20 protein-coding genes are annotated in these 23,879 nt (G+C 36.3%); 3 read left to right on the forward strand and 17 right to left on the reverse strand.

Annotation, left to right across the window (positions count from 1 at the left end):
- Nucleotides 1-21 precede the first annotated feature (21 nt).
- Nucleotides 22-888: a Cof-type HAD-IIB family hydrolase gene (locus tag JNUCC72_RS03860; RefSeq protein ID WP_454143074.1), complete on the forward strand. Its 867-nt coding sequence runs from the start codon at nucleotides 22-24 to the stop codon at nucleotides 886-888.
- A 45-nt stretch (nucleotides 889-933) separates the two neighbouring features.
- Here JNUCC72_RS03860 and JNUCC72_RS03865 read toward each other — a convergent pair whose 3' ends face one another.
- From JNUCC72_RS03865 to JNUCC72_RS03905, 9 genes are all read right to left on the reverse strand, one after another.
- Nucleotides 934-1,437 carry a hypothetical protein gene (locus JNUCC72_RS03865; RefSeq protein WP_454143076.1) on the reverse strand — a complete coding sequence of 168 codons (504 nt, stop codon included), beginning with the start codon at nucleotides 1,435-1,437 and terminating at the stop codon, nucleotides 934-936.
- 125 nt (nucleotides 1,438-1,562) lie between these two features.
- Complete coding sequence (gene smpB, locus JNUCC72_RS03870; RefSeq protein WP_454143078.1) at nucleotides 1,563-2,027, reverse strand: SsrA-binding protein SmpB; 465 nt, start codon at nucleotides 2,025-2,027, stop codon at nucleotides 1,563-1,565.
- Between the two features lie 17 nt (nucleotides 2,028-2,044).
- Complete coding sequence (rnr, locus tag JNUCC72_RS03875) at nucleotides 2,045-4,426, reverse strand: ribonuclease R (RefSeq protein ID WP_454143080.1); 2,382 nt, start codon at nucleotides 4,424-4,426, stop codon at nucleotides 2,045-2,047.
- A gap of 72 nt (nucleotides 4,427-4,498) precedes the next feature.
- Nucleotides 4,499-4,735 carry a preprotein translocase subunit SecG gene (gene secG, locus JNUCC72_RS03880; protein ID WP_454143082.1) on the reverse strand — a complete coding sequence of 79 codons (237 nt, stop codon included), beginning with the start codon at nucleotides 4,733-4,735 and terminating at the stop codon, nucleotides 4,499-4,501.
- Between the two features lie 129 nt (nucleotides 4,736-4,864).
- A complete protein-coding gene (gene eno / locus JNUCC72_RS03885; protein ID WP_454143084.1) occupies nucleotides 4,865-6,157 on the reverse strand; it encodes a phosphopyruvate hydratase in 1,293 nt (430 codons plus the stop codon).
- 76 nt (nucleotides 6,158-6,233) lie between these two features.
- Nucleotides 6,234-6,989, reverse strand: coding sequence for a triose-phosphate isomerase (gene tpiA / locus JNUCC72_RS03890; protein WP_454143086.1), 756 nt, complete (start codon nucleotides 6,987-6,989; stop codon nucleotides 6,234-6,236).
- Between the two features lie 24 nt (nucleotides 6,990-7,013).
- On the reverse strand, nucleotides 7,014-8,225 hold the full coding sequence (locus tag JNUCC72_RS03895; RefSeq protein ID WP_454143088.1) for a phosphoglycerate kinase: 1,212 nt from the start codon (nucleotides 8,223-8,225) through the stop codon (nucleotides 7,014-7,016).
- Between the two features lie 94 nt (nucleotides 8,226-8,319).
- Nucleotides 8,320-9,336 carry a type I glyceraldehyde-3-phosphate dehydrogenase gene (gene gap, locus JNUCC72_RS03900; protein WP_454143091.1) on the reverse strand — a complete coding sequence of 339 codons (1,017 nt, stop codon included), beginning with the start codon at nucleotides 9,334-9,336 and terminating at the stop codon, nucleotides 8,320-8,322.
- 45 nt (nucleotides 9,337-9,381) lie between these two features.
- Nucleotides 9,382-10,413 carry a sugar-binding transcriptional regulator gene (locus JNUCC72_RS03905; protein WP_454143093.1) on the reverse strand — a complete coding sequence of 344 codons (1,032 nt, stop codon included), beginning with the start codon at nucleotides 10,411-10,413 and terminating at the stop codon, nucleotides 9,382-9,384.
- Between the two features lie 390 nt (nucleotides 10,414-10,803).
- Between JNUCC72_RS03905 and JNUCC72_RS03910 the strand changes: the two genes are divergently transcribed.
- Nucleotides 10,804-12,618: an FAD/NAD(P)-binding protein gene (locus tag JNUCC72_RS03910; RefSeq protein WP_454143095.1), complete on the forward strand. Its 1,815-nt coding sequence runs from the start codon at nucleotides 10,804-10,806 to the stop codon at nucleotides 12,616-12,618.
- Between the two features lie 34 nt (nucleotides 12,619-12,652).
- Here JNUCC72_RS03910 and JNUCC72_RS03915 read toward each other — a convergent pair whose 3' ends face one another.
- Nucleotides 12,653-13,396, reverse strand: coding sequence for an amino acid ABC transporter ATP-binding protein (locus tag JNUCC72_RS03915; RefSeq protein WP_454143097.1), 744 nt, complete (start codon nucleotides 13,394-13,396; stop codon nucleotides 12,653-12,655).
- The gene (locus JNUCC72_RS03920; RefSeq protein WP_454143099.1) at nucleotides 13,396-14,856 is read right to left on the reverse strand and encodes an ABC transporter substrate-binding protein/permease; all 1,461 of its coding nucleotides are present in this window, start codon (nucleotides 14,854-14,856) and stop codon (nucleotides 13,396-13,398) included. Before JNUCC72_RS03920 ends, JNUCC72_RS03915 begins: the two co-directional genes overlap by 1 nt.
- Before the next feature lie 213 nt (nucleotides 14,857-15,069).
- Here JNUCC72_RS03920 and clpP point away from each other — a divergent pair, with 213 nt between their 5' ends.
- Nucleotides 15,070-15,651: an ATP-dependent Clp endopeptidase proteolytic subunit ClpP gene (gene clpP, locus JNUCC72_RS03925; RefSeq protein WP_454143101.1), complete on the forward strand. Its 582-nt coding sequence runs from the start codon at nucleotides 15,070-15,072 to the stop codon at nucleotides 15,649-15,651.
- Nucleotides 15,652-15,703: 52 nt separating this feature from the next.
- Here clpP and JNUCC72_RS03930 read toward each other — a convergent pair whose 3' ends face one another.
- The 6 genes from JNUCC72_RS03930 to uvrB all read right to left on the reverse strand — a co-directional run bounded on the left by JNUCC72_RS03930 (nucleotide 15,704) and on the right by uvrB (nucleotide 23,872).
- Nucleotides 15,704-16,147 (reverse strand): MarR family winged helix-turn-helix transcriptional regulator, encoded by a 444-nt coding sequence (locus JNUCC72_RS03930; protein ID WP_454143103.1) that lies wholly within the window; start codon nucleotides 16,145-16,147, stop codon nucleotides 15,704-15,706.
- 19 nt (nucleotides 16,148-16,166) lie between these two features.
- Nucleotides 16,167-17,108 carry a DNA-binding protein WhiA gene (whiA, locus tag JNUCC72_RS03935; RefSeq protein WP_454143105.1) on the reverse strand — a complete coding sequence of 314 codons (942 nt, stop codon included), beginning with the start codon at nucleotides 17,106-17,108 and terminating at the stop codon, nucleotides 16,167-16,169.
- 12 nt (nucleotides 17,109-17,120) lie between these two features.
- Nucleotides 17,121-18,086 carry a gluconeogenesis factor YvcK family protein gene (locus JNUCC72_RS03940; protein ID WP_454143107.1) on the reverse strand — a complete coding sequence of 322 codons (966 nt, stop codon included), beginning with the start codon at nucleotides 18,084-18,086 and terminating at the stop codon, nucleotides 17,121-17,123.
- On the reverse strand, nucleotides 18,083-18,967 hold the full coding sequence (gene rapZ, locus JNUCC72_RS03945; RefSeq protein ID WP_454143109.1) for an RNase adapter RapZ: 885 nt from the start codon (nucleotides 18,965-18,967) through the stop codon (nucleotides 18,083-18,085). The genes JNUCC72_RS03940 and rapZ overlap by 4 nt, the downstream gene beginning before the upstream one ends.
- Before the next feature lie 72 nt (nucleotides 18,968-19,039).
- Nucleotides 19,040-21,868, reverse strand: coding sequence for an excinuclease ABC subunit UvrA (uvrA, locus tag JNUCC72_RS03950; RefSeq protein WP_454143111.1), 2,829 nt, complete (start codon nucleotides 21,866-21,868; stop codon nucleotides 19,040-19,042).
- A 6-nt stretch (nucleotides 21,869-21,874) separates the two neighbouring features.
- Complete coding sequence (uvrB, locus tag JNUCC72_RS03955; protein WP_454143113.1) at nucleotides 21,875-23,872, reverse strand: excinuclease ABC subunit UvrB; 1,998 nt, start codon at nucleotides 23,870-23,872, stop codon at nucleotides 21,875-21,877.
- Nucleotides 23,873-23,879: the final 7 nt, after the last annotated feature.

Raw genomic sequence — 23,879 nt, forward strand, 5'->3', positions numbered from 1 at the left:
TAACTTTAGGAGGTGGCTCTTTTGATTAAATTAATTGCGTCCGATATGGATGGCACATTATTGAATGACAAACTTGAATTATCACAAACAAATGCACAAACAATTAAAAAAGCACAAGAAAAAGGCGTTGAATTTATCGTAGCTACAGGACGTAGCTTAACAGAAGCTCGCCCACTAGTTGAAGGTGCTGGCTTGAAAGCAAGCTACATTACCTTAAACGGTGCAATGGTTTTTGACCCTGATGGCAATGTTGCGGTTGAAATTCCACTTGAAAAAGAACGTACACAAGATTTAATGACCTTACTAAATGAACACGGCTTTTATTTTGAACTTGTCACAAACAAAGGCCTTGTTTCAGATAGCCGCGTTGGTCGTATCAAAAACGTTGCTGACTTAATCGTATCATTAAACCCTGGTACTGATTTCAAAACAGGAATCGCACTAGCCTCAGCTCGTGCTGAACTAATGGATATCCTTTACGTTGATGATTATAACAAAATTTTAAACGACGATTCTTTCAAAGTCATGAAAATGGTCGTTTTTGATGAAAATGGTCCAGATGTCTTCAAAGATTTACGTCATACTTTAGAACAAAAAGATGACTTAATCATTACCTCTTCATCACCTAACAATATTGAAATTAACCATAAAGATGCACAAAAGGGAATTGCTCTAGCGCGTTATGCTGAAGAAAAAAATGTTGATATCTCAGACGTTATGGCAATTGGCGATAATTACAACGATGAATCAATGATTCGTACAGCCGGATTACCTGTCGCTATGGAAAATGCAGTTCCAGAAATTAAGGAACTTTCAAAATACATTACAGATACTAACAAAAATAACGGTGTTGCTAAAGCCATTGAGCATTTTATTGACTTAGACTAATGCTAATAAAAACCCTTATCTTATTTACAAGATAAGGGTTTTTTATTAGTTGAATCGTTCAAGAAGACGCAGTGAGAAAATTAAGTCATAAATCACTTTTTCATAGCTATCATTAAAATCTAAACTCATCCATTGAATAATTCTTGAAGCATTTGACCGTGAAACAAGTTCATACATTCGATTACTCTTTAAGGTTGGTGAATTATGCTTAATTAAAAAATGGACCATTAAGCGATTTAAAGTCTCTAACTGTAAATCAATTGCAATTTTGGTTTTTAATTGCGCAAATAGTAACTTTTCTGCATCCAACAATAGGACTAAATTCTTAAACTTGATATCTAAAGGCTGTGATTGCTTATTAAAAATCATTCTGACTTCTTCAGTAAAAATATGGAGATACGCTTGTTCTAGTCCTCGACTGAAGTAGCGATAAAACGTTGAGCGATGCACATTCGCTAGTTTACAAATTGATGTCACAGTTATTTTGGGTGATCCTTTTATTAATTCACTCTTGATATGATTACAAATCGTCACCAAATGATTAGCCATATTTTTACCATCCTTAAGTTTTGTCTTATTGTTTAATTATATACGCTAAGGATTAAAAAATACATTTATTTTTCATCAAAATTTTATTTGGGTACTAAAAAAGCCGATTGTCTGGTTACAATCGACTATCTTACTTTCAATAAACGTTGCATATCTCTTTCTTGGTCACGACGACGAATTGTTTCTCGCTTGTCATAGTTTTTCTTACCTCGACCTACCCCAATCAAGACTTTAGCAAATCCACGCTTAAGGTAAACCTTTAAAGGTACAATCGTTAGCCCTTTTTCTTGTTGAATACCCAGCAAATGAGCAATCTGCTTTTTATGCAACAATAATTTTCGATTTCGAGTAGGCTCTTGATTAAATTGGTTACCCTCTTTATATTCACTAATATGAACATTTTCTAACCAAGCTTCGCCTCTTCGAATACGAACATAACCATCTTTAATGTTAACACGGCGATTACGAATTGATTTAATCTCTGTTCCAGTTAAAACCAAACCAGCTTCAACCGTTTCATCAATAAAATAATTATGGTTCGCTTTTCTATTTTGTGCAATTAAGTTATCTGTATTTTGTTGTTTTTTCACGGTTTATCACCCCATGATTATCTAGATTTTTTAGCTCTCTTAAAATCTTGACGATTATTTTGTCCACGTTTATCTGATGATTGACGGTTATCTCGCTGATCATTGCGACGACGTTTGAATGGACGTTTTTTACGACGACCGTTATCTTTGTCGTCTTTTTCACTTTTTGGCATAACCACTTCAGCTTTACCATCAGTACGTTTAACTTGACGCTTTTCTTGTTCAACTTTTTCATCATAAATTTCAAAGTCAATTTGACGTTGTTCAAGATCGGCACGAATTAGTGTAACTTTAATAGGCTGTCCAATCTTGAACTGACGGTTAGTCTTTTTACCTACTAATGTTAACTGTTTTTCATCAAATGAATAGAAGTCATCTTTCAAGTTAGTAATGTGAATAAGACCTTCTACTGTGTTTTCTAACGCTACAAACATTCCGAAACTTGTAACAGAACTGATGACAGCATCAAAACTATCGCCAACTTTGTCAATCATGTACTCAGTTTTCTTCAAGTCATTAACCGCACGTTCAGCGTCAACTGATTTTCTTTCTTGTTGTGATGAGTGCTCTGCAATAACAGGCAATTCTGATTCAAAGTGTTGTTTTACTTTTTCAGTCGCACCTTTTTCGATGTATTGGTGAATTAGTCGATGCACCATTAAGTCAGGGTAACGACGAATTGGTGAAGTGAAGTGCGTATAGTAAGGTGCAGCTAATCCAAAGTGACCTAATTGGTCTTCACTATAACGAGCCTGTTTCAAGCTTCTAAGCATCATTGTTTGAACAACTGGTTCTTCCGGTGTACCTTGTGTTTTGGCTAGAATTTTTTGTAATGTTTTAGGCTCTAAATCATTTGGATCAGCTTTAATATTCAATCCAAAAGCTGAAATAAATTCAAAGAAGTTCGTTACACGTTCACCTTCTGGTGTTTCGTGAACACGGTATAAGAACGGTACATGTTTTTTATTGAAGTGCTCAGCAACGGTTTCATTTGCCATCAACATGAATGACTCAATCATTTTTTCAGCTGTACCACGTTGTCTCAATTGAATATCAACAGCATGACCATCTTGGTCGACGATGATTTTAGCTTCATTTTCTTCAAAATCGATTGCACCACGTTGATGACGTTTGTTAAATAGCGCATGGTGTAAGTCTGACATTTGATGTAGCATTTCTTCAGATTGTTGGTATTTGTCTTCTAATCCTGCCATATTGTTATCTAAAACAGCATTTACATTATTATAAGTCAAACGACCATGTGAACGGATGACACTAGCATAAATATCATAATCGACACGTTCTCCATCAGGTGTTAGCTCCATATCACAAGATAAAGCCAAACGGTCTTCATCTGGATTCAATGAGCAAATACCATTTGATAGGCGGAAAGGTAACATTGGGATAACACGATCAACCAAGTAAGTACTGTTTCCACGTTCAAATGCTTCTTTATCAAGTGGTGAATTTTCTGTTACATAGTGGCTAACGTCGGCAATGTGGACCCCTAGATGGTAATTCCCATTATCTTTTTTCCAAACAACTACCGCATCGTCAAAGTCTTTTGAATCATCACCATCAATGGTTACCATTGCTTGGTCACGAATATCACGACGATTTGCCATATCACCTTTTTGAATATGATCAGGGATTTTATTTGACTGTTCTAATGATTCTTCTTCAAAATCCGTTTTGATATCGTTGTCATAAACTAACGACATAATATCAACACCTGGATCATTTTTGTTACCGATTGTTAGTAGCGCATTTCCTAACATACGAGTTGGAAACTCTGATGAAGGATAGTCTGTAATTTCTACTTTAACCATATCTCCCATTTGAGGATGAATTCCAGTTTTAGAAATATATGCTGAATAAGCACTCAATTTACGATTTTTGCTTTTAACATAGCCATAAAAACCAGTTTTATTAACCATGACATCACTGTATGGCATAAATTCGCCGACCATTGTTTTTAGTCCACGCTCAAGAATTTGATTAACCTGGCCTTCTGGTCCTTTATTGTTCCAAGGATTTTCACCCTTGATAATTTTGACTTCAACAGTATCTCCGTCTAATGCAAAATTAGTATTGGGTTTTGCGATAAAAATATCGTCTTCATCTTCATCATCTACTCGAACAAATCCAAATCCTTTATCATTTGCACGAAAGACACCTTCAACTAAACGGTCTTCTTGTACCAGTTGGAATTGACCTAAATCATTTGAAAAAATCTTATTTTCATTTTCCAAGAAAGTCAATGTTTTGACTAAATCGCTAAATTCAACGGCATTACGGCCACGTCTTTTTCTACTAATTTGATCGACTGTATATTTAAAAGTTGGTTTTTGTCTGAATATTTCTAAAATATCAGCAATCATTTGCTCATTTTGAGCCATTAAAACACCTCATTATTTGTTATTATTTTTTGATAAACTAAATAAAACCTCCCAATAAATAGGAGGCTTTGATTATTTTGTAAGCATAGCTAAGATAATCGCAAGAATAAAGAATAATGCGAGAAGAACAGATGTTAGTCGTTCCATAAACGCTTCAAATCCACGCTTTTTAGTATGTCCACTAAAAAGCTCTCCTGCTCCTCCTGAAAGTGCATTCAATGCATCCTGCTGTTTAGATGGTTGTACCATAACGGCGATAATTGCTAACACCGAAACAATCACCAATAAAACTAAAACAATATTATACAAGATTTTCCCTCCATAACTTAGAGACTTCACACTATTTACTATTACAACTTTAACATATATCTGGTTTTATTGCTACAAAAAAGCAGGCCTGATAACTCAAGCCTGCTTTTTATTAAACTAATAAATTAATTATTTGTTTAGGTTGTAGAAACTGTTGATACCTTTGTATTTTGAAGTATCGCCAAGTTGTTCTTCGATTCTCATCAATTGGTTGTATTTAGCAATACGGTCTGTACGGCTTAATGAACCTGTCTTGATTTGACCAGCGTTTGTAGCAACAACTAGGTCAGCGATTGTTGTATCTTCTGTTTCACCTGAACGGTGAGATACGATAGCTGTGTAACCAGCTTCTTTAGCCATTTCGATAGCGTCAAATGTTTCTGTTAAAGTACCGATTTGGTTAACTTTGATAAGGATTGAGTTTGCAACACCCATTTCGATACCTTTTTCTAGGTATGAAGTGTTTGTTACGAATAAGTCATCCCCAACGATTTGAACTTTCTTAGCTAGACGATCTGTAAGTGTTTTCCAGTCATCCCATTCGTTTTCATCCAATGGATCTTCGATTGAGATAAGTGGGTATTTTTCAACAAGTGATTCAAGCAATGAAGTAAATTCTTCAGCTGTGTATTCTTTGTTGTCAGCAACTGTAACGTATTTACGTTTTTCTGCATCGTAGAATTCTGAAGCAGCAACGTCACATGCGATAGCGATTTGTTCACCAGGTTTGTAGCCAGCACGTTGGATAGCTTCAACAAGGATTTCAAATGGAGCTTCGTTGTTTTCAAGGTTAGGAGCAAATCCACCTTCGTCACCAACAGCTGTGCTGTCGCCACGTTCTTTCAAGATAGCTTGTAGTGAATGGAATGTTTCTGCACCCATACGAACAGCTTCGTGAATGCTTTTAGCACCAACAGGCATAATCATGAATTCTTGGAAGTCAACGTTGTTGTCAGCGTGTTCCCCACCGTTAATAACGTTCATCATAGGTGTTGGCATAACGTATGAGTTTGGTCCACCTAAGTATTCGTAAAGAGGTAAGCCAAGTTCATCAGCAGCAGCGTGAGCAGCAGCTAGTGAAACACCTAAAATAGCGTTAGCACCTAATTTACTTTTTGTTTCTGTACCATCTAGTTCGATCATTGTTTTGTCGATACCGCGTTGGTCAGTAACATCTAAACCAATAACTGCTTTAGCGATTTGTGTATTTACGTTTTCTACAGCTTTCAATACACCTTTACCACCAAAACGTGATTTATCACCATCACGTAATTCTACAGCTTCGTGTTCACCTGTAGAAGCACCTGATGGAACGATTGCGCGACCGAAGCCACCCATTTCTGTGTAAACTTCAACTTCAACAGTTGGGTTTCCACGTGAATCTAAAACTTCGCGACCTAAAATATCAGTAATTACAGACATTTCATTATCTCCTTTAATCTTTATTATACAAGTATATTTTATACTATTTCGATGAATTATTAAACCTTTTGTTTAATTAATCTTGGTAGTTTACTAATGCTAAGAATGATTCTGGATCTAAACTAGCACCACCAACAAGACCACCATCGATATCTGGTTGAGCCATTAATTCTTTGATGCTATCTGGTTTTACAGAACCACCGTATTGTAAACGAACTTTATCAGCAGCTTCGTCACCGAATTCTGCACGAATAGTTTCACGGATTGCATGAACTGTTTCTTGAGCTTGTTCGCTTGTAGCAGTTTTACCTGTACCGATTGCCCAGATTGGTTCGTAAGCAACAACTAAACTAGCAACTTGATCAGATGATAGTCCTTTAAGAGCTGCTTTAACTTGGCCACCAACAAATGCATCTGTTTCACCAGCTTCACGTTGTTCTAAAGTTTCACCAACAGCAATGATAGGTGTCATGTTGTTGTTGAAAATAGCGTGAGCTTTTTTGTTTACATCTTCATCTGTTTCGTGGAAGTATTCACGACGTTCTGAGTGTCCGATAACAACGTATGAAATTCCCATTTCTGAAAGAACTTTAGGACTTGTTTCACCTGTGAAAGCACCTGCATCTTCAAAGTATGCATTTTCTGCTGCTGCTTTAAGGTTTGAACCTTTTGCTGCTGCAAGTAATGCTGAAAGGTCTACTGCTGGTGCAGCAATAACTGATTCAACTTTATCTGAAGCAGGTAGTTGATCTTTAACAGCTTCAACAAATTTTGTTGTTTCTTCTGGGTTATTATTTAATTTCCAGTTTCCTGCGATAATTGGTGTACGCATATCTTAAAAACCTCCGAATTGATATTATTTATCAGAAATTGAAGCAATTCCTGGTAATTCTTGTCCTTCTAAGTATTCTAGAGAAGCACCACCACCAGTAGAAATGTGAGTGATTTGGTCAGCAATACCTAATTGAATAGCTGCTGCTGCTGAATCACCACCACCGATGATTGTAGTTGCATCTTTCAATGCACCTAAAGCACGACCTACTTCTAGAGTACCTTCAGCAAAGTTACTCATTTCAAATGCACCCATTGGTCCATTCCAAACAACTGTTCTAGCATTTGCTAGTTTTTCTTTGAATAGTGCAATTGATTTAGGACCAATGTCAAGACCCATTTGGCCATCAGGAATATCTTCCCCAACAACTTCGTGAGCTGCATCATTTGAGAATTCTGCTGCGGCAATGTTATCAACTGGTAATACTAATTTGTCGCCAGCTTTTTCAATTAGTTCTTTTGCAAGGTCTAATTTATCTTCTTCAAATAATGATTTTCCAATGTTGTGACCTTTAGCAGCTAAGAATGTGTAAGCCATTCCACCACCGATTAAGATGTGGTCTGATTTTGGAATTAAGTTTTCAATAACACCGATTTTATCTGAAACTTTCGCACCACCTAAGATAGTTACGAATGGGTGAACTGGGTTATCAACAGCTTCACCTAAGAATTTGATTTCTTTTTCCATTAGGAAACCAGCAGCAACTGGTTTACCAGCAGCTTTCATAGCTTCAGAAATACCAACGTTAGATGCGTGAGCACGGTGAGCTGTACCGAAAGCGTCGTTTACGAATACATCACCTAATGATGCCCAGTATTCACCTAATTTAGGATCGTTTTTACTTTCGCGTTTACCAAAATCGTTATCAATATCTTGGAAACGTGTGTTTTCCATTAATAGAACTTGGCCGTCACCTAAATTGTTAACAGCATCTTCTAGTTCTTTACCTTCATTTGTAGGAACAAATGTAACATCTTGTTCAAGTAACTCACTTAAACGTTCTGCAACAGGTTTTAATGTTAAAGCTTTTTTGTCTTCGTCAGATTTAATACGACCTAAGTGAGAAAGTAAGATAACTTTTCCACCATTTTCTAGAACGTATTTGATTGTTGGAAGTGCTGCAACGATACGGTTATCGTTTCCAATAACACCATCTTTAATAGGCACGTTAAAGTCAGCACGAATAAGAACTTTTTTATCTTTTACATTAACATCAGAAATAGTTAATTTAGCCATGATTTACCTCCAAAATTTCTTTAAAAAAGGCGGAAGGAGTTAATCTCCCTCCGCCTTTAACTCCAAACTAGTTATTAAAAGTTGGAATATCTAATTAAAGAGCTGCGAATTTCAATAGAGTACGAACCATTTGACATGTAAATCCGTATTCATTGTCGTACCAAGCAACTGTTTTAACTAGTTGTTTGTCACCAGCAGTTGTAACTTCTGTTTGAGTTGGGTCGAAAACTGAACCAGCAGTTGTACCGATAATATCGCTTGATACTACTGAATCTTCGTTCCAAGCAAAACTTGGGTTGTTTTCTGTGTATTTCTTGATTGCTTCGTTAACTTCGTCAGCAGTAACTTTTTTGTCTAAAATTGTTACTAATTCTGTTAATGAACCATCTACAACTGGTACACGTTGTGCGTGTCCTTGTAATTTACCGTTCACACTAGGAACAACTAAACCGATAGCTTTAGCAGCACCTGTTGAGTGAGGGATTGTGTTTGCAGCAGCAGCACGAGCACCACGAGGGTCTCCACCACGAACTGGACCATCAAGAATCATTTGTGTTGATGTGTATGCGTGAACTGTTGTCATTGTACCAACTTCAAGACCAAATTCTTTGTCTAGAGCGTTAGCCATTGGAGCTAAACAGTTTGTTGTACATGAACCAGCTGATACGATTGTATCTTCTGATGTCAATGTGTCATCGTTAACGTTGTAAACGATTGTTTTTAGATCGCTTCCAGCTGGAGCTGAAACTAATACACGTTTAACACCTGCATCCAAGTGAGCTTGTGATTTTGCTTTTGATGTGTAGAAACCTGTACATTCTAGTACGAAGTCAACACCATCGTTTTTAACCCAAGGAATGTTTTGTGCTTGAGGTTCTGCGTATACGTGGTATTCTTTACCGTCAACCACGATTGCGTTTTCTGTAGCACTAACTTCATGGTTTAATGTACCATGAGTTGAGTCATATTTTAATAAGTGAGCTAATAATGATGGACTTGTTAAGTCATTGATTGCAACAACTTCGATATCGCTTGAGTTTAATTCAAGAATACGACGAAATGCTAAACGACCAATACGTCCAAATCCGTTAATACCAATTTTTACTGTCATAACAGTTCCTCCTTAGGAATTATGTAAAATTATTTTAAAGGGGCATTATTTCCCTTTTAAAATCGAGTTAGCGGCACCCTCGTCAGTAATTAACCATGACTGACTAGGCGCATGTTTCATGTATGCTTCAATAGCTAAGGCCTTACTTTGACCAGCAGCTACGGCAAAAACACGGGGTATTCGATTAAGATCCTCTAATTGCAAACCAATTCTGGGTATCTTATATATCATCTGACTTTGCTGATTGAAGAAGTACCCAAAGCATTCAGCAACGGCTTTCTTTTCTGTCAACATCGATTTTGTCTCAAGACTCAAGCCTCGACGCTTTGCCATGATTTGTGCATCCCCGATGCTGTGAATTACAGCGTCACTATTTGAAATAAAGTCTAGCACATCACCAATATTTTCATCTTTGATTAAAGACTTCATCGCCTCAGAACTAACATTCTCAGGTAAATACAAAGTACGATAATGTGAATGTGTACTGTTTGCCATCATTTGGCAAACGGTATTACTTTGAATTTCAACTGACTCCCCTAATCCACCTCGACCAGGAACAAATAGCAGGTCTCGATGTCGGTTCAGAGTTGGTGAGAGCTGTGAAGCTACACTAGACATTGTCACACCACCGAAAACAGTAATGATATTATGCCCAAGTGGTAAAAGCAACTTTAATGCATCATTAAGTGCATCACCTAATGACTTCGAAAGGTGTGGCTGAACATCGGTATTACCCGGAACAATCACCGCACGAGCGATTTGTAAATGTGCAGCTAAGTCAGATTCTATCTGACTTACGTTATACACTTTAGCAATTACTGGTGCTAATTGTTCTAACGTTTGCTCACCTTTCTCAGTTAAAGTCATCCCTCGACGGCCAATATCTATCAGTCCAACTTGTTTAAGATATTCTGTTTCAGTACGCATACTTCTTTCAGAAAGCCCAAGTTTAACTGCTAAAGACCGCCTTCCAACTGGAGAAAGCCATGAAATTTGTTGTAAAATTTCATATCGCTGTCGAATGACCTTTAAGAAATCCGGAGCGATATTCTCAATCCACGATAAATTATTTAACATGAACGGCACTCCTTTTGGGTCTCAAAACGTCCCTTAGATGTCGTTGAGTGACCCATTAATTTCAAAAAATTAAGAAGTAGCTTTTTTGCTATCTCCTTCATTCGACAAGTAGAGTATACCAACTATAAAAATTCTTTTCAAGTGAAAAGTTTATTTTTTAATTTGTTGGCTATTTATAATTTTATTGTTATAATTCTCGTTGTGTCGCACCTTTAGTGTAATGGATCGCACGCAAGATTCCGGTTCTTGAAATCTGGGTTCAACTCCCAGGAGGTGCATCATTCTTAAACCGCCAAGCATTCTCATTGAGTGCTTGGCGGTTTTTTATTGGTTTAAAAATGTTAAAATATAAGTAATCATTATATAGTGAATAAGAAAGTAGGTTTAATTATGAAAATTGCAATTGTTGGGGCTGGACCTCGGGGAATTTCGACACTTGATCAAATCAACTTGAATAGTGAACAGCTAAGTCATGAATCATTAGACGTTATCGTCTTTGATTCTTTTGATATAGGGGGCAGTGTTTGGATAGCTGACCAAAATCATCTTTTAATTATGAATACCCCGTGTGGTCAGGCAACTTTATTTAGTCAAAACACATCAGAGTCTCCTAGCTTTTTTGACTGGATTAAATCACCACGTAGTTCTTTAGCTATTAAAGATTCACAACTGACACCTAGTCAAAAAGAAGCACTTTTAACCGAAGTTGAAAGGTTGTCTGCCACTGACTATGCTTCAAGAAGTTTATTCGGTGTCTATGCTAAATGGGCTTTTAAAAAGCTAGTTGATACCCTTACACAAAAGAATATTTCTATTAATTTTATTAATCAAGAAGTTACAAGTGTTACCGTTACTTCTTCTAATTTGTTTGAAGTTCAGACTTCAAGTTTTACAGATTCTTTTTCAGCAGTATTTATGGCGACTGGATTTCCTCTAAATACACTTACAAAATCCGAAGATAGGTTAATTGACTTTGCTGCTAACCATAATCTTACTTATATTCCAGCTAAAAATCCTAGTTTAACTAACCTTGAAACAATTAAGCCACAAGAAAAAGTAATTTTACGCGGTTTAGGATTAACCTTTTATGATTACGTGACACTCTTAACTCAAGGTCGAGGCGGCCACTTCACAATAGATGACAAAGGTCGATACCATTATCACAAAAGCGGTCAAGAACCACTTATGTATGGCTTTTCAAGACGTGGTTACCCTTCTCATGCTAAAGGAAACTATGAAAAAGGTTTAACTGAGACAATGACACCAAAATTTTTAACACGCTCTTATCTCAAAACACTTAACCCTTCTAGCTTGTCCTATCAAACATTTCTTAAATTGATGGTAAAGGATTTAGCCTATGTGTACTACACAAAAAGCCTACCTAATCTAAGTCAAAAAGAAGTTTTCAATCAATTATCTGACGGCCATCTTGATGACAATATCAAAAAACAATTTTTACCTCACCGTCTCTTTGATTTTGATAAGTTAATCCAACCCGAAGCAGAAATCAAACCTAGTGATTTAGACGACTTCACCTCTACTATCGGAAACTTTTTGCTTCACGATGCAACAGAAGCTTTACAAGGTAATCAAACTAGTCCACTGGCAACAACACTTGAAATGATTCGTGATCTTAGAAAGAGTATTCGTTTTATTATCGAAAATGATTTATTTGATCCATCAGATTACGTCAACCAATTCTTGGGTAACTTCAAGTCACTGAATAACTTTTTAGCTGCTGGTCCTGCTGTGACACGTTTATTAGAGTTAGAAGCACTTGTCAGGTCTAATATTGTCCATTTCATTGCACCGCCTGTTGAATTTAAACCTTTTGATAACCAATTTATGATTAAAAATCACTGGCACAATATCAAAGCGACAACATTAATCGAAAGCCGTTTACCTAAAGAATCTGTTATCACTGCACATGACCCTGTTTACAAGGAACTGTTGAACACCACAATCAAACCACATAAACTCAACAACGACGATAACTTGCAGACAGGTGCTATTGCAGTCGATCGTAAAACTAATCAAGTTATCAACCATGAAGATAAATTGGTTAAAAACTTATTCATCTGGGGACTACCAACTGAAGGTCTTCATTTCCAAACGACAACCGTTGCTCAAGTTACTCCTGACAACTTCTTTATTAATGAAAGCCAGGCCATATTCAACGCATTCTTAAAAAATATTAACAATTAAAAAAAGCTACCGCGATATCGCGGTAGCTTTTTGATTATAGCACTTTTGATAAAAAGTCTTGTGTTCGTTTGTGTTGTGGATGATCAAAGATTTGTTCAGGTGTTCCCTGTTCAATAATGTGTCCTTGATCAAAGAATAACACGTGGTCTGCTACTTCTTTAGCAAATCCCATTTCGTGAGTAACCACAAGCATGGTCATTCCTTCTTTAGCCACGTCTTTCATAACGCCTAAAACATCGCCAACCATTTCAGGATCTAACGCACTTGTTGGTTCATCAAAAAGCATCACATCTGGGTTCATCACAAGTGAACGCGCAATTGCGACACGTTGTTTTTGTCCACCTGATAGTGAGTCAACTTTGACTTCTGCTTTGTCACTTAGACCCACACGTTTAAGATATTGACGCGCTTTCTTTTCAGCTTCTTCTTGACTCATTAAGCCTAGTTCTCTTGGTGCTAAAGTCAAGTTATCAATCACGTTTAAGTTATTAAATAAGTTAAAGTGTTGAAACACCATGCCGATTTTTTCACGGACTTTATTGATGTCAGTTTCTTTACTGTTTAAATCATGACCATCAATGTTAATATTGCCACCAGTTGGTTCTTCTAAATGGTTTAGCATTCTCAAGAAAGTACTTTTACCTGATCCAGAAGGTCCAATAATAACCACAACTTGGTTACGTTTAACGTCTAAATCAACGCCTTTGATCACGTGATTGTCGCCATAACTCTTTTGCAAGTCACGAACTTTAATAATGTTTTCGGTTTTTTTAGCCATTATTTGTTCAACCTTCTTTCTACGTATTTAGAAGCCCATGTTAATAAGGTAATGATTACTAAGTAAATTAGTGCGATAATTGCCCAAACCTTGAATCCTTCAAGGTTTCTAGCAATAATAATCTTACCTGTTTGTGTTAGTTCAACTAATCCGATAATCGATAAGATTGACGTATCTTTCAATGTGATAATGAATTGATTGATAAATGATGGAATAATTAACTTAATTCCTTGTGGTAGCACAACTCGTCTCATGGCTTTACCAAATGGTAATCCAAGTGAACGTGCTGCTTCCATTTGTCCTTTATCAACAGACTTAATCCCACCTGCAATGAAGGCCGCTGTATAAGCCCCTTCATTGAACATTAAGGTGATAATTCCGGCAACAACAGCTGGAATTTTTACCCCTGTTAAGCTTGGGATACCTGTATAAATGAACAATGCTAATACTAGCAATGGCAATCCACGGAAAATATAAATAACTGTCGTTGAAATACCATTTAAGATTTTACTTGGGACAACGCCCATTAATCCGAAGACAATTCCAAAAATAGTTGCAAAGAAAATGGCCATAATCGTCAATGCCATTGTTTCTTTTAATCCATCTAATAATGCAGTACCGTTAACTTTTAGCAACCCTCCAAAAGTACTTTCACTTTCTTTTTGTTGCTTTTGTAATTCTAAAGCGTCTTTTCCTAAGTAACGTGACACGATTTGATCGTATTCGCCACTCTGCTTAATTTTTTCAAGACCTTTATTGAAGGCTTCCAGTAATTCTTGATTTTGACCTTTTTTAACTGAAAAACCATACTGACCTGTTGTGTTAGCTTCTGAAGATACCTTTAAAGCTGTCCCTTGGTTAATAGCATAGGTAATAACCGGCATATCTTCAAACAAACCAGCAGAATTACCAGTCAAAACATCTTGATACATGGAATTAGTGTCATCAAATGTTACAACTGTAAAGTCATATTTTTTAGCTTGTTCAATACCATAGTTAGCAGCGGCTGTCCCTGTTTTAACTGCGACTCTTTTACCTCTAGCATCTTCCATGGACTTGATTGAATCATTATTTTGTGCCGTTACAAAAACTGCCCCTGTGTTGAAATATGGTGTTCCAAAGTCCATTTTCTTCTCACGGTCAGCAGTAATTGTTGTCCCAGCAATCACACCATCTACTTGACCTGTATCAAGTGCTTGAACTGCAGCACTAAAGCCAAGTGGTAAAATCTTAACCTCAAAATTTTCAGCCTTAGCAACCGCTTTTATTATATCAATATCGATTCCTATGTACTCTGTATTGCTTGAATTAGCAAACTCAAAAGGTGGATACGTTACATCAGTCCCAATCTGGTAAACTTTTTTTTCTTCAGCCTTAGCGATCTCTTGATGACTGGTCATAAAAATACCACTCACTAAGAGTGCAAAGCTCATCACAACTAGCATAATTTTGCTTTTCATTGTAAACCCTCTCACACAAATAATGTTTTATTATAATACTTAATATAAATTTAAGATATCATATTTTAGTATAAAAACGCCAGTTTAATTTAGAATACAGCTGGTTTTAGCTTAGTAAATTTAGTCATTGCATATTGACCTTATTCTTATTTTATGATTAAATTAGCACAGTACTTAAAAGAGTGCTAATTACTAAAAGGAGGCACTTAAAATATGCTTATACCAACAGTTATTGAACAAACTTCTCGTGGTGAACGTTCTTACGATATCTATTCTCGTTTACTAAAAGATCGTATTATCATGTTATCTGGAGAAGTTAACGACCAAATGGCTAACTCAATTATTTCACAATTACTTTTCTTGGATGCCCAAGATTCTGAAAAAGATATCTCAATCTACATTAACTCACCTGGTGGGGTTATCACTTCTGGATTAGCTATTTTAGATACAATGAACTTCATTAAAGCTGATGTTCAAACAATTGCAACAGGTATGGCTGCGTCAATGGCCAGTGTCCTACTTGCAGGTGGAACAAAAGGTAAACGTTTTGCTTTACCTAACTCAACAGTTTTAATTCACCAACCTCTTGGTGGTGCTCAAGGACAAGCAACTGAAATTGAAATTGCCGCTGAAGAAATCCTAAAAACACGTAAAAAAATGAACAAAATTTTAGCTGATGCAACTGGACAAGATATTGAAACTATTCAAAAAGATACTGAACGCGATCATTATCTAACTGCACCAGAAGCAAAAGAATACGGTTTGATTGACGAAATCATGACTAACAAACGTTAATGATAATTCAATCAATAAAAAACACGCCTCAATTTTATGAGGCGTGTTTTTTTTATATTTCAAAACTGATTTTTGATAGTTTTGAACCTAATTGTGTCATCGTTTCTCTCAATGATTGATATTGTTCTGGTGTTAAGTCTAATTTACTCAAACAAAAGTTGAGATGATCATACAACTCTTGACGCTTTTTAAGAGCTGAAGGTGTTGGCTTCAAAATTAATCGACGTTCATCTTCTGAAGAATGACGACGCTTAACCCAATCAAGCTTTTCAAGCCTTCTTAATAAAGGTGTTAGCGTTCCACTATCAAGACCTACATTTTCACCCAGCTCTTTTACAGACATTGATTCATGCTCGTATAAAGCAAGCATTACAATATATTGTGCATACGTCAAATTAAAGGGTTCTAGTGCTTTTGAGTAAAATCTCTTAAAAAATTTATCTGCTTGATAAATCGAAAAGCATAGCTGCTCTCCTAGAATAATTTCATTATCCATAACCGATTCTCCAATTTATTTATTCTGTTCTAATCTTGTCTGCAATATCATTTAGCTTTTTAAATCTATGATTGATTCCAGATTTTGAAATTGGACCATCTGGAATTTTTGCAGCTAGTTCTTTTAGTGACATTTCTTGATTTTTTAATCTAAATGAAGCTAAAACTTGTAGTTTTTCTGGTAACATATCTAATCCATAAGTCTGCTCGATTAAACTGATATTTTCAACTTGTCTAGCCGCAGCATTTGCTGTTTTTTTCAAGTTAGCAGTATCACAATTCACTAAGCGATTAACCGAATTTCTCATGTCTCGCATAATTCTTAAATCTTCAAAAGCTAGCATCGCACTTGTTGCGCCTGTAATATTTAAAAATTCAGCAATCTGTTCTGCACCTTTTAGATAGGTGATGTAACCACTTCGCCTTTGCGTAGTCTTAGCATTTAAACTAAATTTATTCATAATTTTGGCGATTGCTTCATTGTGATTACGATGATTTGAATAAATTTCCAAGTGATATCGACTAGTTTCAGGATTGTTAATACTGCCACCTGTCAAAAATGCGCCTCTTAAATAACAAATGCTATCTTGCTGGCTGTCAATAACACGTTGTGGAATCGTTGTACTAATATCAAAAGAATTAGGCTTCATGATTTTTAAGTCATCTAATATTTCTGATACTTTTTCTTTAATTCTAACAACGTACTGGTTATTCTTTTTGAGTTTCATTTTTCTTGAAACAATAATTTCAGGTTCAATATTATATACTTTTTTCATCAAGGAAAATAAGCGTCGAGCTGTGGCTGGATGTTCAGTTATAACATTAAGTTGTAGCCTTTTATGACCAATTGAAATTGAACCGCTCATTCTGATGAATGCGGCTAGTTCAGATTTGGCATGCTCATCGTTAACTTCTAGTGACGCAAGCTCTTTTTTAACTTGGCTTGCATAAGATGCTACCATGCGCTTCTCCTTCTATAATAAATCTAATATTGCGTTTCTCACTTTTACCCCATCATGGTAAATATTTTTATTTTTGATATCTAAAAAATCGCCTGAGATAACTTTGACGCCATTATTTAATAAGGCTTCTTCATCATGTTCAACAGGTTTGAGGTATCCTTTAGGTGAATTTTGGTGGACTATTTTTTGAGGGATTTGGCGGTTATTAACTAAAACAGTATCAACCGTGCGCGTTTTAAGATGACGGTTGATAATTTCAAGATGGTTATAATCAGTCAAGCACTCCGTTTCGCCTTCTTGAGTCATAATGTTGCAGATATAGGTAATATCAGCTTGCGTTTGTGCTAAGGCTTGACGCACGTTGGGAATAACAACATTAGGTAGAATGCTAGTAAAGAGGCTTCCCGGTCCTAAAATAACCAAATCAGCCTGTTCAATCGCATCAATAACTTCAGTTACTGCTTTGGGTACTTCATCTTGACGGGCTGGATCAGTTACCCAAACTGACTTTATTTGTTTATCAAAAGTCACAATATGACTTTCCCCGCTTTCAACTGTACCATCTTCAAATTCAGCATTTAAAATCAAGGGACTATTTGAAACCGGATAAACGTTGCCATCTATCTTCATTAGCTTTGATAAATACTGAATAGATTCAAACATATCATTTGTCATCTCTGAAAGTGCAGCTATAATCAAGTTCCCTAATGCGTGACCTGAGAAAAAGTCATCTTGGCTCTTAAAACGATACTGAAATAAATCTAGCTGATCTTTTGGTAATGTTGAAAGAGATACCATAACATTTCGAATATCACCAGGTGGGACGACATTAATATAATCTCGAATAATGCCGGAAGACCCACCATCATCTGAAACTGTCACCACTGCTGTTAATTCAATATCTGAATCTTTTAATGAGTTCAAAATTACTGATAGCCCTGTTCCGCCGCCAATAACGACAACTTTTTTTGAGCTCATAATTCTTCTCCTTGATAACGCCAAATTTCTCGATGCGTAATATCCGTTGGATAGTCTTTCATTAGTTCCTTACCGAGTTTTTCTGCTAATGCAACTGATCGATGTTGCCCACCAGTACAGCCAATAGCAATCGTCAAATTAGTTTTACCTTCTTTAATATAGCCAGGAATAATTGTGATTAATAATTCCCACAGTTTGTCATAAAAATCTGTGGTCATTTTTTGTGTCAAAACATATTCTGCAACCGGTTTTTGTAGCCCCGTTAACGGTTTCATTTCTGGAATATAGTATGGATTAGGTAAAAATCGAACATCAAAAACTAAATCAGCGTCAATTGGCAACCCATATTTAAAACCAAAGCTCATAACTTCAATGTGAAAGATATCAGATAAATCTTCCCCCTTAGTCTGCTCAATTAGTCGCTGTCTTAACTGTTTGGGCTTAATGTTTGACGTATCAATTATTAAATCAGCATGCTGCATAACTGGCATTAGCAGCTGACGTTCTTTGTTAATCCCGTCTAAAAGACGACCTGACATTGCTAAAGGATGGCTACGTCTGGTTTGATTATATCGCTTAACCAAAACTTCATTTGAAGCGTTGAGATAAATAATTTTTGACTGAACTTCTTCTTTAGTTTCAAGAATAGAAACCGCATCAAGTAGTTCGTTATCCAAATCTCTTGATCTCAAATCAATCACAACAGCAACTTTGTCAATATGGCCTGATTCAAACATCAAATTCCAAAATTTGCGCAAAAGCTTTGGCGGCAAATTATCAACGACAAAGTACCCCATATCTTCAAAGCTTTGAATAGCAACAGTTTTACCTGCACCAGACATTCCTGTAATGATGACCAACTGTTTTTTATTATTAACCATGGCGACCCCTCCTAAATAGACCCAAATATTATAACACACCCGGGTGTTTCTTTTGAAGCAACTAATTAATAATTAGTTTTGATTGAGATATTTTTTTAAATAATAACCTGTATAACTTTCAGCATTTTGAGCAACTTCTTCTGGTGTCCCTAGTGCAACGATTGTTCCGCCACCTTCTCCACCTTCGGGACCTAAGTCAACTAATTGATCTGCATTTTTTATTACATCTAAATTGTGTTCAATTACCAAGACCGTGTTTCCTTGATCTACCAAACGCTGTAATACCGTAAGCAAACGATTAATATCATCAGTATGCAACCCTGTTGTCGGTTCATCTAAAATATAAAGATTTTTCCCACTTGATTTTTTGTACAACTCTGAAGCGAGTTTCATCCGTTGGGCTTCCCCACCTGAAAGTGTCGTAGCCGATTGACCTAATTTGACATAACCTAAACCAACATCTTCAATGGTTTGGAGTTTGCGTTTAATTTTTGGAATATTATCAAAAAATTCAAGAGATTCTTTAATCGTCATCTCTAACACTTCAGAAATATTTTTATCTTTGTACTTCACTTCTAGTGTTTCAGAATTATAGCGCGTCCCATGACAAACTTCACAAGGTACATACACATCTGGTAAGAAGTTCATTTCAATTCTGATAATCCCATCACCACGGCAATTCTCACACCTTCCGCCTTTTACATTGAATGAAAAACGGCCTTTTTGATAACCACGAAGTTTAGCTTCGTTTGTCTTAGCAAACAAATCACGAATATCATCGAACACACTTGTATAAGTCGCGGGATTACTTCTAGGGGTACGACCAATTGGACTTTGATCAATATTAATTAGCTTTTCAATGTTGTCATATCCTGTAATTTCTTTGAATTTACCTGGTTTTTCGTGATTATTATTCAATTTTTGAGCTAAAGCACGTTTCAATACGGTGTTAACTAGAGTTGATTTTCCTGATCCTGATACACCTGTAACAGCTGTAAATGTTCCCAATTTAAAATCAACGTTTACATCTTTTAAGTTATTTTCACTAGCACCTTTTACACTAATTATTTCACCATTTCCAAGACGGCGTTCCTTTGGTATGTCAATTCGTTTCTTACCAGATAAATATTGTCCAGTTAATGACGCTGGGTTCTTTTCAACTTCCTTAGGGGTTCCTGCAGCCGTTACATAACCACCGTCAATTCCTGCAGCTGGTCCCATGTCAATGAGATAATCCGCTGCATTCATTGTGTCTTCATCATGTTCTACAACAATCAATGTATTGCCTAAATCTCGCATCTGTTTAAGGGATTCAATCAAACGATCATTATCTCTTTGATGCAATCCAATTGAAGGCTCATCCAAAATATATAAGACACCTGATAGATTAGAACCAATTTGAGTGGCTAAACGAATACGTTGTGCCTCCCCACCTGAAAGCGTTCCTGCTGAACGAGATAAAGTAAGATAATCCAATCCTACATTAATTAGAAAGTCTAGGCGATCTTTAACCTCTTTCAAAATAGGCTTAGCAATTGTCATTTCCTTTTCAGGTAATATCACATGATTAAAAAAGTCAAAAGTATTAAAGATTGAGTAATCAGAAACTTCAGCAATATTTTTGCCATCGATTTTCACACTTAAAGCTTGGCGGTTTAATCGAGACCCGTGACAAGTTTGACAGGTTAATTCTGTCATGTATTTTCTCATTTGTTCGCGTGTGAATTCACTATTTGTCTCATGATAACGGCGCTTGATGTTAGTCATGACACCTTCAAAAACTGTTTCAACATCTTTAACACGGCCAAAATCACTTTCATAATGAAAATGAAAAGGCTTATCAGCCCCATTCAAGACTAAGTCTTGTTGTCTCTTTGTGAGCTTTTTAAAAGGTTTGTCCATTGAAATTTTAAATTGTTCAGCAAACTGGCGTAACATTTCAGGGTAATAGTTTGAACTGATTGGATTCCAAGGTTCGATAGCACCCTCGGCTAATGTTTTTGTATCATCAGGAACAACTAAATCGTAGTCTACTTCAAGTTTTGATCCTAATCCATCGCAGTCTTCACAAGCACCAAAAGGTGCATTGAATGAAAACAGACGAGGCTCTAATTCACCTACAGTAAAACCACAGATTGGACAAGCATTATGCTCTGAAAAAATTAACATTTCTTTGCCAATTACATCAATATTGACATAGCCTTCAGACATCTTTAGTGCTGTTTCAATTGAGTCAAATAATCGTGAACGCACACCGTCTTTAACGACAATACGGTCAACGATAATACTAATATCATGTTTTTTATTTTTATCTAAATCTAGCTCCAAAGCATCAGCAATATCATATTGCTCACCATCAACTAACAAACGTACATAACCTTGTTTTTGAATATGCTCAAAAGCTTTTTTATGTTGTCCCTTTTTTTGTTTAACAATAGGTGCAACCACCTGTAGTTTTGTACGCTCTGGTAATTCAAGCACTTGATCCGTAATTTGATCAACAGATTGACTGGTTATTTTAGTGCCATCGTTAGGACAAATCGGTTCTCCTGCACGAGCCCACAATAATCTTAAATAGTCATTAATCTCAGTTACAGTTCCAACCGTCGATCGTGGGTTTTTTGACGTTGTTTTTTGGTCAATTGAAATGGCAGGACTTAACCCATCAATTGAATCGACATCCGGCTTATCCATTTGTCCTAAAAACTGTCTAGCATAGCTGGATAATGATTCAACGTAACGACGTTGACCCTCGGCGTAAAGTGTATTAAAAGCCAATGAACTTTTACCAGAACCCGATAACCCAGTCACAACAACTAATTGATTTTTAGGTATTGTTAAATCAATATTTTTTAAATTATGTTCACGTGCGCCATGAATAATGATTTTGTCATTTAACATTTAATCTCATTCTCCTTGTAATTCTAAAATTGCATCCCTCAAATTAGCAGCTGTTTCAAAATCAAGTTTTTGAGCAGCGCCTTCCATTTGTGTAGTCAAATCGCCGATTAATGCCTGTTTTTGATCTTTAGTCATTTCAGAAAAGTCAAAATCAGTTAATTTCTTGTCATCAGACTTATCACTTGATTTCTCGTTAACTGAAATAACATCGCGAATTGGTTTGATAATGGTCTTAGGGGTAATATGATGTTTTTCGTTGTAAGCTTCTTGAATTTCACGACGACGGTGTGTTTCATCTATCGCAATTTTCATTGATTTGGTTATCTTATCAGCGTACATAATCACTTCACCATTTTGGTTACGTGCAGCACGACCAATCGTTTGAATCAATGGGCGTTCAGATCTTAAAAATCCTTCTTTATCTGCATCCAAAATAGCTACTAGAGAAACTTCTGGTACGTCTAGTCCTTCTCTAAGCAAGTTAATCCCGATTAAGACATCGAATTCACCTTTTCTTAAATCATGAATAATTTGTGTGCGTTCAAGTGACTTAATTTCACTATGCAGATATTTCACACGAATCCCTAAATCCTTCAGATAATCTGTTAAGTCTTCGGACATTTTCTTCGTTAAAGTTGTAATGAAGACACGTTCATCTTTTTCAACGCGTTGGTTAATTTCACTTACTAAGTCATCGATTTGTCCCATAATTGGACGGACCTGAACAATGGGGTCAAGTAATCCAGTAGGTCGAATAACTTGTTCAACAATATCATGTGTTCGATTTAGTTCATAATCTCCTGGTGTTGCTGAAACATATAATATTTGATTAACATGGTCTTCAAATTCTTCTAGTGTTAATGGTCGATTATCCAAAGCACTCGGCAATCTAAAACCGTGGTCAATTAACATTTGCTTACGTGCGCGGTCACCATTATGCATCCCTCTGATTTGAGGCATTGTTACATGTGATTCATCAACCATAATCAAGAAATCATCTGGAAAGAAATCAAGCAATGTATAAGGTGGTTCCCCTTCTGCACGCCCTTCCATATGACGAGAATAGTTTTCAATCCCGTTGGTATAACCCATCTCTTTCATCATCTCAATGTCGTAATGCGTACGCTGTTCCAGACGTTGCGCTTCGAGTAATTTATTATCGTTTTTTAATTCAATCAAACGGTCATTTAGTTCTTTTTCAATGCGTGCAATGGCTTTTTCCATTTGCTCATCATTAGTTGTAAAGTGAGTCGCTGGGAAAAGTGTCACAATTTTCTTTTCAGTTATTTTTTCGCCTGTTAACGCATCCACTTCTACAATACGATCGATTTCGTCCCCGAAAAATTCAACACGGTAAATATTTTGTGTGAATCCCGCTGGAAAAATTTCAACGACATCTCCACGAACACGAAAACGACCACGTTGAAAGTCATAGTCATTTCTATCGTATTGATTCTCTACTAACAGACGTAGCAAATCATTACGTTCCATTTCTGCACCAGTTGAAAGTGAAATAATATGTTTAGCGTACTCTTTTGGATCACCTAGCCCAAAGATACTCGACACACTAGCTACAATAACCGTGTCATTTCGTTGTAATAGTGCACTAGTTGCCGCATGGCGTAATTGATCAATTTCATCATTAATGGCAGAATCTTTTTCAATATACGTATCTGATGAGGGCACATACGCTTCTGGTTGGTAATAGTCATAGTAAGAAACAAAATATTCCACCGCATTTTCTGGGAAGAATTCTTTGAACTCACTGTACAACTGGCCTGCCAAAGTTTTGTTATGTGACAAAATTAGCGTGGGCTTATTAACTTGTTCAATAATATTAGCCATTGTGAACGTTTTACCCGTTCCTGTTGCCCCTTGCAAAATCTGTTCTTTCTTGTGGTCTTTGAAACCTTTGACCAATTTTTCAATAGCTTGGCCTTGATCACCGGCCGGTTGATAATCTGATTTTAATTTAAATTTATTTTGAGTAATTTCAGGAGTCATCTTGCAC

The sequence above is a fragment of the Holzapfeliella sp. JNUCC 72 genome, assembly GCF_053668685.1.